This is a genomic window from Pseudomonas sp. UBA5706, from assembly GCF_002419965.1.
Taxonomy (GTDB): Bacteria; Pseudomonadota; Gammaproteobacteria; order Pseudomonadales; family Pseudomonadaceae; genus Aquipseudomonas.
The window spans coordinates 1-13,680 of sequence record NZ_DIHC01000010.1 but is presented as its reverse complement, the minus strand read 5'-3'; the positions used below and the strand labels follow the sequence as shown (position 1 = coordinate 13,680).

The window sequence follows — 13,680 nt, the reverse complement described above, 5'->3', positions numbered from 1 at the left end:
CAGTCGATGTTCAGCTCCGATAAAGAACCGCCCAGCGAGCTCATCCGCGCCAAGGATCTGCAAGGGATCGATGTCTGGAAGTTGCCCAGCTTCGATCCTCAGGTGCGAGCGCCTGAGCCCGAAACGGTGACCGAGCCGGAGCCTGCCGAAAGCGAGGAAGTGCCGATCGAGGAAGTCCAGCCGCTGACCCTCGAAGAGCTGGAAAGCATTCGTCAGGACGCTTACAACGAAGGTTTCGCCATCGGCGAGAAGGAAGGTTTTCACAGCACCCAGCTCAAGGTTCGCCAGGAGGCGGAAGTGGCGCTGGCTGCCAAGCTGGAAACCCTCGATCACCTGATGACACAACTGTTCGAACCGATTGCCGACCAGGATGCGCAGATCGAAAAAGCCATGATTCAGCTGGTCGAGCATGTGGCCCGCCAGGTGATCCAGCGCGAACTGAAAACCGACTCCAACCAGATCGGCAAAGTGCTGCAGGATGCTCTGCGCCTGCTGCCGATGGGGGCTGCCAACGTGCGCATCCTGATCAACTCCCAGGACTTTGCGCAGGTCAAAGCCCTGCGCGAGCGCCATGAAGAGAGCTGGCGCATTCTCGAAGACGATACGCTGCAGCCCGGCGGCTGCCGGGTCGAGACCGAGCACAGCCGCATCGATGCGACTGTCGAAAGTCGCATCGGTCAGGCCATCGGCAAGATGTTCGACCAGCTTCATGAGCAGGCCCTGCATCCCGCGCTGCCGGACGTCACCATAGAGCTGGAAGAAGCCATTCGGAGTGCTGAAAAGACCGTGTATCCCTTGGGGGCGATCGATGCGTCTTGAGCGCACCAGCTTCGGCAAGCGCCTGAGCACCTACGCCGGCGCCATTACCCTGCCCGTGCAGCCTGTGGTCGAAGGCCGCTTGCTGCGCATGGTGGGATTGACGCTTGAGGCCGAAGGCCTGCGCGCCGCCATGGGCAGCCGCTGCGTGGTGATTAACGACGACAGTCATCATCCGGTGGAAGTCGAAGCCGAAGTCATGGGCTTTGCCGGTGGCAAGGTGTTCCTGATGCCGGTGGGCAGCGTCGCCGGTATCGCTCCGGGTGCGCGCGTGGTGCCGCTGCCCGACACTGGCCGCCTGCCGATGGGCATGACCATGCTTGGTCGTGTGCTCGACGGCGCCGGGCGTCCGCTGGACGGCAAGGGCGGCATGAAGGCCGAAGACTGGGTACCGCTGGACGGCCCCACCATCAACCCGCTCAAGCGCGACCCGATCAGCCAGCCGCTGGACGTGGGCATTCGCTGCATTAACGGTTTGTTGACGGTCGGTCGTGGCCAGCGCCTTGGCCTGTTCGCCGGTACGGGCGTGGGCAAGAGTGTGCTGTTGGGCATGATGACCCGGTTCACCGAGGCCGACATCATCGTGGTCGGCCTGATCGGCGAGCGGGGCCGTGAGGTGAAGGAATTTATCGAGCATATCCTCGGCGAAGAGGGCCTTAAACGCTCGGTGGTCGTTGCCTCTCCGGCGGATGATGCGCCGTTGATGCGTCTGCGCGCAGCCATGTACTGCACGCGCATTGCCGAATATTTCCGCGACAAGGGCAAGAATGTGCTCCTGCTCATGGACTCGCTGACTCGTTTCGCTCAGGCCCAGCGTGAAATTGCCCTGGCGATCGGCGAGCCGCCGGCGACCAAGGGCTATCCGCCCTCGGTATTCGCCAAGCTGCCCAAGCTGGTTGAGCGCGCCGGTAATGCAGAGAAGGGTGGAGGATCGATCACGGCGTTTTATACGGTGCTGTCCGAGGGTGATGACCAGCAGGACCCGATTGCCGACTCTGCGCGGGGTGTGCTCGACGGTCACATCGTGCTGTCGCGGCGTCTGGCGGAGGAGGGGCATTACCCGGCCATTGATATCGAGGCCTCTATCAGCCGGGTCATGCCATCGGTGGTATCGCCCGAGCACATGGTCCAGGCGCAATACTTCAAGCAATTATGGTCGCGCTATCAGCAGAGTCGCGACTTGATCAGCGTCGGCGCCTACGTGGCGGGCGGTGATCGCGAAACCGATTTGGCGATCAATTTGCAGCCGCAGCTGGTGCAATATCTGCGCCAGGGCCTGCACGACAACGAAAGCATGCAAAGCAGCGAGGCGCAGTTGGCGAAGATCTTCAATCCCCAGGCTGGGGGCTGATAGGTCGTGGCGCAAAGTCGTGCGGCCCGTCTGATGCCAGTGGTGGACATGGCCGAGAAGGCCGAGAAAGCCGCTGTCCAGCGTCTTGGACATTTCCAGGGGCAGGTGCGGCTGGCCGAAACCAAGCTCGGCGAGCTGGAGAAATTTCGTTCCGACTACCAGCAGCAGTGGATCGATAAAGGCGCTCATGGAGTGTCAGGCCAGTGGCTGATGAACTACCAACGCTTTCTTAACCAGCTGGAAACCGCCGTCAGCCAGCAGCGCCAGAGTCTCAATTGGCATCAGAACAATTTGAACAAGGCCCGTGGTGAATGGCAGAAGGCTTATGCCCGAGTCGAGGGGCTGCGCAAATTGGTGCAGCGCTACATCGATGAGGCGCGGGCGCTTGAAGACAAGCGCGAGCAGAAATTGCTCGATGAACTTTCTCAGCGTTTGCCGCGGCAGGAGCAGTTCTGAGGATTGATTCCCTATCGGCATGACGCTTAGCGTCAGAGGATGCGTCCTCATGCAGAGCGTGGGTACGATCGACAAGACAGAGGCGGGTGCAGATACCGCGTTGTGATGGTTCCCACGCAGAGCGTGGGCACGATCGACAAGACAGAGGCGGGCGCAGATACAGCGTTGTAATGGTTCCCACGCTCCGCGTGGTAACGATCAAGAAACCTGCGCATCTTCCACAGGGATCGGATCAGCGTTCAATGCTTGCGTTCGCTCTTGATTTCGCTCGTTCGGCACGAACGTTCAGCAGACGCGAATCGCGACGTGAATGCAGGCCGAACGCAGGCAAACGCAAGACCCGAATCTTCCATTTGCTGCGCCGCACATCCAGTGCTAAAACTTCAAGAGTCTGACGCCGTTTCATACAAGGGATATGCCTATGTCAGTAACTTCCGATCGTTCCCCCGACGAGCAGCAACTGACCATCAAGATCAAGGGGCGTTTCGATTTTTCGACGCACCAGGATTTCCGCAAAGCCTATGAGCAGGAGACCAAGGCCAGGCGTTACGTAGTCGATCTCAAGGACACCAACTACCTCGACAGCTCGGCGCTGGGCATGCTTTTGCTACTGCGGGACCACGCAGGCGGTGACCGATCGATAGCCAAGGTTTGCTTGACGAATTGCAATTCGGACGTCAAAAAAATCCTCGCCATTTCCAACTTCGACAAACTCTTCGACGTCGGCTGATGGCCGCTTCTCCCCCCGAGCGCCTGACGATCCTCATCGCCGATGACAATGCCAGCGACCGAATGCTGCTCTCAGCCATCATCAGCCGTCAGGGTCACGAGGCGCTCAATGCTTGCGACGGGGCCGAAGCAGTGGCGATGTTCGAGCAGCGTCGCCCGCAACTGGTCCTGATGGATGCGCTGATGCCGGTGATGGACGGCTTCGAGGCCGCCCGACGGATCAAGGAGCTGGCCGGTGAAGCGCTGGTCCCGATCATATTCCTGACGTCCCTGACCGAAGGCGAAGCCCTCGCTCGTTGCCTGGATGCAGGTGGCGATGACTTCGTTGCCAAGCCCTACAATCAGGTGATCCTGGCGGCCAAGATCAATGCAATGAACCGCCTGCGGCTGCTGCAGGAAACCGTCCTGCAACAGCGCGACCTGATCGCCCGGCACCACAAATACCTGCTCAACGAACAGCGCGTGGCCAAAGCGGTGTTCGATCAAATCGCCCACTCCGGTTGCCTCAGCGCGCCGAACATCCGCTACCTGCAATCGCCCTACGCGCTGTTCAACGGCGACCTGCTGCTGGCAGCCTGGGCGCCCTCCGGGAACATGCATGTGCTACTGGGCGATTTCACCGGCCATGGGTTGCCCGCCGCCGTCGGGGCCATGCCGCTGGCCGAAGTGTTCTATGGAATGACCGCCAAGGGGTACGGTCTGCCGGAAACCCTGCGCGAGATGAACGCCAAGCTCAAGCGCATCCTCCCGGTTGACATGTTTTGCTGCGCGGCGCTGATCTGCGTGAACTTCCAGCAGCAACTGGTCGAAGTCTGGAACGGTGGGCTGCCCGATGGCTACCTGTTGCACAGCGACGGGCGGTCCCACACCCCACTGGTGTCAGCGCATTTACCGTTAGGGGTGCTCAGCGCCAGCAGTTTCGATGACAACACTCAGGTTTACCCTTTCGCTGCGGGGGACCGGGTGTTCCTGCTCTCCGACGGCGTGGTGGACAGCACCGATGAAAGCGGCGAGATGTTTGGTGCCCGGCGTCTGCAGAATGTGTTCGTCTCCAACCGTAACCCAGCTACCCTGATCGAAGAGGTGCAATGGGCGCTGGCGCGATTCCGTGGGCAGGTGCGCGATGACGTGAGCATGCTGGAGGTCGGATTCACGGAGCCAGAATCACTCGGGCCGCCCTCGGTGGTCTATACCGACAGTGGAGACTCCAGCCCGCTGGACTGGTCGGCGAGTTTCGAATTTCGTGCCTCGACCCTCAGGCGCTTCAACCCGCTGCCTTATATGCTGCAGTTGTTACAGGAGGTGCATGGCCTGCGCCAGCAGAGCAGCGAGCTGTACATCGTGCTAGCCGAGCTGTACAGCAACGCTCTGGAGCATGGCGTGCTGGGACTGGATTCAGCACTCAAATGCGACGCTGACGGATTTGCGCTGTATTACCAGCAGCGCGGCCAGCGACTGGATGCGCTAGAGGAAGGGTTCATCCGCTTTAACTTTCAGATAATCCCGGTGGCGCAGGGTGGGCGCCTCATCGTTCAGGTGCATGACAGCGGCAGGGGCTTCGACGTCCGGCACGTGCTGGCCTTGCCGCCTGCAATCGACCAATTGTCGGGACGCGGGCTGAGTCTGGTTCGCCGTCTCAGCGACCGCTGCCAGTGGTCCGAAGACGGCCGCACGGCCTCTGTGGAGTTTGCGTGGGAGGGTCTGGCATAATCCCGCCCAGTCTTGATCAAGGAGCGAACAAGTGATGCAGGAACATGTGGATTTGACCGTGCTCGACACTTTGCGCGATGTCATGGAGACCGAGTATCCGGCCTTGCTTCATATATTCATCAGGGATTCGGAAACTCGCATCACCGACATGAACGCCCTCAGTCAGGCCGCCGATTTCTCCGCGGCCTCGCCAACCCAGCTGCAACAGCTGGGCTTGATGGCCCATAGTTTCAAAGGCAGCAGCAGCAACATGGGCGCCGTGCAACTGACGGCGTTGTGCCGACAGCTTGAGGATCTGGTCCGTGGCCAGGCTGCGGTCAATGCTGCGATGGTCACGCAGCTGGTCCAGGCCATCGACAGCGAGTTCCGCGTGGTGCGCGACCTGTTCGATGTCGAGTTGCAGACCACCCTTACCAGCCACTGACCCGGACCTGAAGAACGGCCCGATGCCACGCGAAGCCCGGGCAGGAAGGCTCGTGCCGCCAGCGCACCATCTGCCATCGCAGGGCCAGGCCGGGAGGCGTGAGCGATTCAGGGCGCGCGCTCGCCGATTCAAGAGCGCGGCGGCTCCGGCTCTTTTTGACAAGCCATGCAACTCTGGCCCGGCATTTGCTAGTTCTCTTTGCAATTGTGCTCTTGCGGAGATCAACATGGCCCTCGCCAACAACCCCTTACTCACCGCTTTGACGGCTGCGAAAGCCCAGAAAGCCAGCACTGCCACGGTGGTAAAGGCGCCTGACCCCGTCAAAGACAGCACTTCGAGCTTTTCCAGCGTATTTGCCAAACACGCTACGCCGGCGCCGAGCCGTGTCGATGACGCCCCGGCCAAGGCGTCCAGCGCCAAGAGTCCGGCAGTCGACAGTAGGACCGCCGCTGGCCATTCGTCTTCCGCTTCCGACAAGGCGGTTGCCGATAACGGCAATGGATTGCCTGCCAAGGCGGTCCACGACAAAACGGACACGGGCAACAGCAATGACACTGACGACAAGCACGCTGACGCGTCGGACGAAAGCCCATTAGCCGACGACACCACGGCTGACGATACGTCGGTGACGGATCCGACGGTCGACCCTACACTGCTTGTGGTCGCGCCCCAAGAGCCGCCACCGGCCCCGGTGGTCGATGCTCAGCCTGCGGTCGATCCTGCCTTGCTGGCTGCTGCGGCGCCCGTTGCCGCGCCGCCCGTGGCGGTAGTCCAGGCGCCGCTCAGCAGTACGCCAGCGGAGGGTGGCGATGAAAAATTCGATCCCTCGGCCGACCCGCTCGAAGGCCTGACTGCAGTGCAGGTCGCGCTGGAAAACAAAACCCGGCAGACAACACAGGTGGCGGGCAGTGCCAGTGACACGGGCAAGACCTCGGCCAAGCAGGAGCCCAATGCCGATCCGGCACAGTTGCTCACGGCTAATCTGGCGGCGCTGGGCGATCAACCGGTGGACAAGAGCACAACCGAAGGTGGCGGCGACAAGGCCTTTAGCGGCTTGCTCGCCGATGGCCTGAAAGATGTGAAGGACGCCAGCAGTGACACGCGAGTGGATAACTTCGCCGAGCGACTGGCTGCGCTGTCTCAAGCTGCTCAGGTGAAAGGCAACGCTGCGCCGTCTGCACCGTTGATTAATCAGCCGCTGGCCATGAACCAGAGCGGTTGGACCGAGGGCGTGGTGAACCGTGTCATGTATCTGTCCAGTCAGAACCTCAAGCAGGCCGACATTCAGCTGCAGCCTGCAGAACTGGGTCGTCTTGACATTCGTGTCAATATGGCGGCGGATCAGCAGACCCAGGTGACCTTCATGAGCGCCCACGTTGGCGTGCGTGAAGCGTTGGAGAGCCAGATGTCGCGCCTGCGTGATTCCTTCGTTCAGCAGGGTATGGGCCAGGTCAACGTCAATGTTTCGGATCAGTCCCAGGGCTGGCAGCAACAGCCCCAGCAGCAGTCCGGCGGTGACGGACGCGGCAACGGCACCGGTCGCTCCGGCAACTCCAGCGGTAGCGACCTGATTGCCGACGGTGCTCCGATCGATGCGGCTTCGGCGGCGGCCAGCGCGCCGTTGACAGTGATCGGCTCCAGCGCCGTCGATTATTACGCTTGATTGATAGAACAAGCCTGCTCCTGTCCAAAGCGTAGGAGCGGCTTCGATGCGATCACCAGGACCGGGCAGTAAAATCAGGCGCGCTGGTTTTCATACACACCGAATGCCTACGGTTTACTGCCGATTTACGCTACCTCGCGGGCCAGCCTCGCTCCAATGGCCTGCGGCCAGAATCAAACGCAACCCTTCCCGAAGTGCCAACTCTGGCACAACCCTTGCTCTTGCTCTGTCACGCAACACCGAACCCCTGGATAGTGACGGATTATTGGCATGGCGAACAGCGACGACGCAGTTAAAGACCCCGCGAAAAAAGGCAAGCTTAAGATCATCATTTTTGTGGTGGTGGGCCTGTTGCTGGCCGTCGGTCTGTCGGTCGGCGCGACGTGGTTCATCATGCACAGAGCCGAGAGCAAGCCTGATCCTGCCCAGGTGGCCGATGCCGCCAACGCCAAGAAGGAGGCGATTTTCGAGCCGCTGACACCGCCCTTCGTCGTCAACTACAACGTCAACGGCCGGCAGCGCTACATGCAGGTCAGCATTACCTTGCTGGCCCGTGATCACGCTGACCTGGAAGCGTTGAAAGTGCATATGCCGGTCATCCGCAATAACCTGGTCATGATGTTCTCCGGGCAGCCATTCGACACCCTCGCAACGCCGGTCGGGATGGAAATGCTGCGCCAGAAGGCCGCTGCGGTTGTTCAAGAAGTCGGGCAGAAAGAGCTGAACAAAAGCGTCATCGAACAGGTACTTTTCACTAACTACGTACTGCAGTAGGACCACGACATGGCCGTGCAAGACCTGCTGTCCCAGGATGAAATCGACGCGCTGTTGCATGGTGTGGACGATGGTCTGGTGCAGACCGATAGCGTTATGGAACCGGGCAGCGTCAAGAGTTATGACCTGACCAGCCAGGACCGCATCGTCCGCGGACGCATGCCGACTCTGGAAATGATCAACGAGCGCTTCGCCCGTTATACCCGCATCAGCATGTTCAACCTGTTGCGTCGCTCCGCGGATGTCGCGGTGGGCGGCGTGCAGGTCATGAAGTTTGGCGAATACGTGCACTCGCTTTACGTGCCGACCAGTCTGAATCTGGTCAAGATCAAGCCGTTGCGCGGCACCGCGCTGTTCATTCTGGACGCCAAGCTGGTGTTCAAGCTGGTGGACAACTTCTTCGGTGGCGATGGCCGTCACGCCAAGATCGAAGGCCGGGAATTCACCCCGACCGAGCTGCGCGTGGTGCGCATCGTGCTGGATCAGGCGTTCATCGACCTGAAGGAAGCCTGGCAGGCGATCATGGAGGTCAATTTCGAGTACATCAACTCGGAAGTGAACCCGGCCATGGCCAACATCGTGGGCCCGAGTGAAGCGATCGTGGTCTCGACCTTCCACATCGAGCTCGATGGCGGTGGCGGCGACCTGCACGTGACCATGCCGTACTCGATGATCGAGCCGGTACGCGAAATGCTCGACGCCGGTTTCCAGTCCGATCTGGATGATCAGGACGAGCGCTGGGTCAACGCGTTAAAGCAGGACGTGCTGGACGTGGCGGTGCCATTGAGCGCCACGGTGGCCCGTCGTCAGCTCAAGTTGCGGGACATCCTGCACATGCAGCCGGGCGACGTGATCCCCGTGGAGCTAAACGATCATCTGGTCATGCGTGCCAATGGCGTGCCGTCGTTCAAGGTCAAGCTCGGTTCGCACAAGGGCAATCTGGCCCTGCAAGTGATCGAGCCGGTAGAACGCCGCTGACGTTGTGTCGTCAGCTTCAGAATGTGCTGTGTAAACGAATTGCTATTGCTCCCCGAGGACAATCATGGCTGATGAAAACGAAATGAACTCCGCAGACGATCAGGCATTGGCCGACGAGTGGGCTGCGGCGTTGGGTGAAGCCGGAGAGGGTGGTCAGGCGGACATCGATGCGTTGCTGGCTGCCGATGCCGGCAACTCGACCAATCGCCTGACGATGGAAGAGTTCGGAAGTGTGCCGAAGAACAACGGTCCGGTGTCGCTGGACGGCCCGAACCTGGATGTGATCCTCGACATCCCGGTATCGATTTCCATGGAAGTGGGCAGCACCGAGATCAACATCCGCAACCTGCTGCAGTTGAACCAAGGCTCGGTCATCGAGCTTGACCGACTGGCGGGGGAGCCACTGGACGTCCTGGTCAACGGTACGCTGATCGCCCATGGAGAGGTGGTGGTGGTGAACGAAAAGTTCGGCATTCGCCTCACCGATGTGATCAGCCCGAGCGAACGCATCAAGAAGCTGCGTTGAATGAGCCGCTTTCTAAGAGGCGTGTCTGGCTTGGCACTGCTGGCCACGTCGTGGGCTGTGATGGCTGCCGACCCTGCAACACCGACCGTTACGACCGCCGCTCCTGCTGTCGCTGCAGTGCCCGCCACCGCGCCGGTGGTGGTGCCGCCAGTGTCCGGACTGAGCAGCGGCATGGGCGGTCAGTTGCTGCAACTGGTGCTGGGCCTGTTGCTGGTGGTCGGGCTGATTTTCGTCCTCGCCTGGCTGATGCGCCGGGTTCAGCGGGCTGGGCCTGCTGGTAATCAGGTCATTGAGCTGGTCGGCTCGCGTGCCCTCGGGCCGCGTGACCGGCTGGTGCTGGTTCAGGTGGGCAACGAACAGGTGCTGCTGGGGGTTTCGCCCGGTAGCATTACCGCGCTTCACGTGATGAATGAGCCGGTTCAGGTCCCCGACATCCAGAATGCCACGCCTGAGTTCGCCAGGCGTCTGATGGACGTGCTCGGCAATAAGGGCGTGATGGGGCCGCGCGCGGGCAAAGGCGGGCTGGGCAACCTGGATCAGAAGGATAAGCATTGATGCGTATTGTTTTGACGCTGCTTTTGCTGCTGGCAGCGCCGCTGGCGTTCGCCGCCGACCCGTTGTCGATTCCGGCAATCACCTTGGGCACCGGTGCCAACGGACAACAGGAATACTCGGTCAACCTGCAGATCCTGCTGATCATGACGGCGCTGAGTTTCATTCCGGCGTTCGTCATGCTGATGACCAGCTTCACCCGGATCATTATTGTGTTCTCGATTCTGCGCCAGGCCCTGGGCCTGCAGCAGACTCCGTCGAACCAGATCCTCACCGGCATGGCGCTTTTTTTGACCATGTTCATTATGGCGCCGGTGTTCGATCGGGTTAACAACGACGCCTTGCAGCCCTACCTCGCGGAAAAAATGACCGCTCAGGACGCCGTGGCCAAGGCTGAGGTGCCGATCAAGGACTTCATGCTCGCGCAAACCCGCTCCAGCGATCTGGAATTGTTCATGCGCTTGTCCAAGCGCACCGACATTCCGACGCCTGATGCTGCGCCGCTGACCATCATTGTCCCGGCGTTCGTGACTTCCGAGCTCAAGACCGCGTTTCAGATCGGTTTCATGATCTTCATCCCGTTCCTGATCATTGACCTGGTGGTCGCCAGCGTGCTGATGGCGATGGGGATGATGATGCTCTCGCCCCTGATCATTTCCCTGCCGTTCAAGATCATGCTGTTCGTCCTGGTGGACGGCTGGGCATTGATCATCGGCACACTGGCCGGCAGTTTCGGCGGCGTATGAACCTGTTTTTCGAGGAGTGCCCGGCATGACCCCGGAAGTTGCTGTAGACCTTTTTCGCGAAGCGCTGTGGCTCACCACTACCATGGTGGCCATTCTCGTGGTGCCGAGCCTGATCGTCGGCCTGCTGGTATCGATGTTCCAGGCCGCGACGCAAATCAACGAACAGACCCTGAGCTTTCTGCCGCGCCTGTTGGTCATGCTGGTGACCCTGATCGTCATCGGCCCGTGGATGGTGCGCACCTTCATGGAGTACATCACCAACCTGTACACCAGCATCCCTCAAGTGATCGGCTGACCCGCGAATGGAGCCTGTTCTGGCGCTGACCGACACGCAGATCAGCACCTGGGTGGCGGCGTTCATGCTGCCGCTGTTCCGCATCGCGACGGTGCTGATGACCATGCCGATCTTCGGCACGACACTGGTGCCCAAGCGCGTGCGGCTTTATCTGGCGCTGGCCATTACCTTCGTGGTCGCCCCGAGCCTGCCACCGATGCCGCAGGTTCATGCCCTTGACCTCAGCGCGCTGCTGTTGATCGCCCAGCAGATCATCATCGGCGCTGCCCTGGGCCTGTCGCTGCAGTTGTTCTTCCAGGCGTTCGTGATCGCCGGTCAGGTGGTGGCTATCCAGATGGGCATGGGCTTTGCGTCCATGGTCGACCCGATCAACGGGGTCTCGACCGCCGTCATCGGGCAATTCTTCACCATGCTGGTGACGCTGCTGTTTTTGGCGATGAACGGCCATTTGGTGGTGTTCGAGGTGCTCATCGAAAGCTTCACCACGCTGCCGGTAGGCGACGGACTGGTAACAGCCAATTTCTGGGATCTGGTCTTGCGCCTGGGCTGGGTGCTCGGCGCCGCGCTACTGCTGGTTCTGCCGGCAATCACTGCGCTGTTGGTGGTCAATATCGCCATGGGTGTGATGACCCGTGCGGCGCCACAGTTGAACATCTTCTCCATCGGTTTTCCGTTGACGCTGGTGCTGGGCATGGGGATCCTCTGGATTTCACTCGGCGATATTCTCAATCAATACCAACCGCTGGCGGTCGACGCCTTGCAGTTGCTCAAGGACATGGTCAAGGCACGCTGACATGGCTGAAAGTGAAAGCGGTCAGGATAAGACAGAAGACCCCACGGACAAACGAAAGCGTGACGCCCGGGAGAAGGGCGAGATCGCCCGCTCCAAGGAGCTGAACACGGTTGTCGTGATGATCGTCGGCGCCGCCGGTCTGCTGGCATTCGGCGGCTCGATTGCAGAAATGCTGATGCAATTGATGCGTGACAATTTCACCATTTCCCGCGAAGCGTTGATGGAGGAGCGCAGCATGAGCCTGATGCTGCTGGCATCGGGCAAAGCTGCGCTGATGTCGACGACGCCTTTGCTGGTGGCGCTGACCATCGCTGCGCTTATCGGGCCGATTTCGCTGGGCGGCTGGCTGTTTGCTGCGGGATCCATGGCGCCCAAGTTCAGTCGCATGAATCCGCTGGCCGGCCTTAAGCGCATGGTGTCGCCCAAGGCGCTGATCGAACTGCTCAAGTCCTTCGCCAAGTTTCTGATCGTACTGGTGGTGGCAGTGCTGGTATTGGCCAAGGATAAGAACGACCTGCTGGCCATCGCCCACGAGCCCATGGAAATGGCGATCGTGCACAGTCTGCAGCTAGTCGGCTGGAGCACCTTGTGGATGGCGTTCGGACTGTTGATTATCGCCGCGGTGGACGTGCCGGTGCAGTTGTGGGAATCCCACAAGAAGCTGTTGATGACCAAGCAGGAAGTGCGTGACGAGCATAAGGACAACGAGGGGCGGCCCGAGGTCAAGCAGCGGATTCGTCAGTTGCAGCGCGAGATGTCGCAACGGCGAATGATGGCGTCGATCCCGGACGCCGATGTGGTTATCACGAACCCGACTCACTATGCCGTTGCCCTCAAGTACGACCCGGACAAGGGCGGGGCGCCGATGCTGCTGGCCAAGGGCAGCGATTTCATGGCATTGAAAATTCGCGAGATTGCGGCGCAGCACCAGATTCTGTTGCTCGAATCGCCGGCGCTGGCGCGGTCGATTTATTACAGCACCGAGCTGGAACAGGAGATTCCAGCAGGGCTGTATCTGGCGGTGGCGCAGGTGCTGGCCTACGTCTATCAGATTCGGCAGTACCGTTCGGGCAGGGGTAAGCGGCCTGATCCGTTGAATGAGAACCTGCCCATTCCTCCGGATTTGCGGCGGGATTCCTAAGTTCTGGGGTCTGGCTGTAAATCCCTTATCAGGGGTGTTGCAGATACTGATCGTGCCCACGCTCCCGCGTGGGAACGCCGCTCCGCACACTCCGCGTCCGTCCGCTGGCTGACGCGGAGCGTCAGAGGATGCATCCCCACGCGGAGCGTGGGGACGATCAATCCACCAAGTTACAGGTGTGTTGTGCTGATCGTTCCCGCGCTCCCGCGTGGGAACACCGCCCTGGATGCTCCGCGTCCATCCGCTGGCTGACGGGCAGCATCAGAGGATGCATCGCCACGCGCAGTGGGGCTGATGAATCCATCAAGTTACAGATATGTGTTGTTCTGATCGTTCCAGCGCTCCCGCGTGGGAACGCCGCCCTGGATGCTCCGCGTCCATCCGATGGTTGACGGGCCGCGTCAGAGGGTGCATCGCCACGCGGAGTGGGGCTGATGAATCCATCAAGTTACAGATATGTGTTGTTCTGATCGTTCCCGCGCTCCCGCGTGGGAACGCCGTCCTGGATGCTCCGCGTCCATCCGCTGGCTGACGGGCAGCATCAGAGGATGCATCGCCACGCGCAGTGGGGCAGATGAATCCATCAAGTTACAGGTGTGTTGTTCTGATCGTTCCCGCGCTCCCGCGTGGGAACGCCGCCCTGGATGCTCCGCGTCCATCCGCTGGCTGACGGGCAGCGTCAGAGGGTGCATCGCCACGCGCAGCGGGGCTGATGAATCCATCAAG

15 protein-coding genes are annotated in these 13,680 nt (G+C 60.7%); all 15 read left to right on the top strand.

Features of this window, described 5'->3' with window-relative positions; translation table 11 throughout:
- Positions 1–6 precede the first annotated feature (6 nt).
- Positions 7–819, top strand: a complete 813-nt coding sequence (gene fliH / locus B3I26_RS05360; protein ID WP_296255888.1) for a flagellar assembly protein FliH — start codon at positions 7–9, stop codon at positions 817–819.
- Entirely contained in the window at positions 809–2,167 is a 1,359-nt protein-coding gene (fliI, locus tag B3I26_RS05355; protein WP_296255886.1) for a flagellar protein export ATPase FliI, read from the top strand. The genes fliH and fliI overlap by 11 nt, the downstream gene beginning before the upstream one ends.
- 6 nt (positions 2,168–2,173) lie before the next feature.
- Positions 2,174–2,623, top strand: coding sequence for a flagellar export protein FliJ (fliJ, locus tag B3I26_RS05350; protein ID WP_296255883.1), 450 nt, complete (start codon positions 2,174–2,176; stop codon positions 2,621–2,623).
- A 421-nt stretch (positions 2,624–3,044) separates the two neighbouring features.
- Positions 3,045–3,353 (top strand): STAS domain-containing protein, encoded by a 309-nt coding sequence (locus tag B3I26_RS05345; protein WP_296255880.1) that lies wholly within the window; start codon positions 3,045–3,047, stop codon positions 3,351–3,353.
- Positions 3,353–5,062, top strand: a complete 1,710-nt coding sequence (locus tag B3I26_RS05340) for an ATP-binding SpoIIE family protein phosphatase (RefSeq protein WP_296255876.1) — start codon at positions 3,353–3,355, stop codon at positions 5,060–5,062. The genes B3I26_RS05345 and B3I26_RS05340 overlap by 1 nt, the downstream gene beginning before the upstream one ends.
- A 34-nt stretch (positions 5,063–5,096) precedes the next feature.
- Positions 5,097–5,486 (top strand): Hpt domain-containing protein, encoded by a 390-nt coding sequence (locus tag B3I26_RS05335; RefSeq protein ID WP_296255990.1) that lies wholly within the window; start codon positions 5,097–5,099, stop codon positions 5,484–5,486.
- A gap of 226 nt (positions 5,487–5,712) precedes the next feature.
- Positions 5,713–7,149 carry a flagellar hook-length control protein FliK gene (locus B3I26_RS05330; protein WP_296255874.1) on the top strand — a complete coding sequence of 479 codons (1,437 nt, stop codon included), beginning with the start codon at positions 5,713–5,715 and terminating at the stop codon, positions 7,147–7,149.
- 270 nt (positions 7,150–7,419) lie between these two features.
- Positions 7,420–7,923, top strand: coding sequence for a flagellar basal body-associated protein FliL (gene fliL / locus B3I26_RS05325; protein WP_296255872.1), 504 nt, complete (start codon positions 7,420–7,422; stop codon positions 7,921–7,923).
- A gap of 9 nt (positions 7,924–7,932) precedes the next feature.
- A complete protein-coding gene (gene fliM, locus B3I26_RS05320) occupies positions 7,933–8,901 on the top strand; it encodes a flagellar motor switch protein FliM (protein WP_296255869.1) in 969 nt (322 codons plus the stop codon).
- A gap of 64 nt (positions 8,902–8,965) precedes the next feature.
- Positions 8,966–9,427, top strand: coding sequence for a flagellar motor switch protein FliN (fliN, locus tag B3I26_RS05315; protein ID WP_133750625.1), 462 nt, complete (start codon positions 8,966–8,968; stop codon positions 9,425–9,427).
- Positions 9,428–9,982 carry a flagellar biosynthetic protein FliO gene (gene fliO / locus B3I26_RS05310; RefSeq protein WP_296255864.1) on the top strand — a complete coding sequence of 185 codons (555 nt, stop codon included), beginning with the start codon at positions 9,428–9,430 and terminating at the stop codon, positions 9,980–9,982.
- Positions 9,982–10,725: a flagellar type III secretion system pore protein FliP gene (gene fliP, locus B3I26_RS05305; protein ID WP_296255862.1), complete on the top strand. Its 744-nt coding sequence runs from the start codon at positions 9,982–9,984 to the stop codon at positions 10,723–10,725. Before fliO ends, fliP begins: the two co-directional genes overlap by 1 nt.
- Before the next feature lie 25 nt (positions 10,726–10,750).
- Positions 10,751–11,020 (top strand): flagellar biosynthesis protein FliQ, encoded by a 270-nt coding sequence (fliQ, locus tag B3I26_RS05300; RefSeq protein WP_296255859.1) that lies wholly within the window; start codon positions 10,751–10,753, stop codon positions 11,018–11,020.
- 7 nt (positions 11,021–11,027) lie between these two features.
- Positions 11,028–11,813, top strand: a complete 786-nt coding sequence (gene fliR, locus B3I26_RS05295) for a flagellar biosynthetic protein FliR (protein WP_296255857.1) — start codon at positions 11,028–11,030, stop codon at positions 11,811–11,813.
- Position 11,814: 1 nt separating this feature from the next.
- Positions 11,815–12,954 (top strand): flagellar biosynthesis protein FlhB, encoded by a 1,140-nt coding sequence (gene flhB, locus B3I26_RS05290; RefSeq protein WP_296255855.1) that lies wholly within the window; start codon positions 11,815–11,817, stop codon positions 12,952–12,954.
- Positions 12,955–13,680 lie beyond the last annotated feature (726 nt).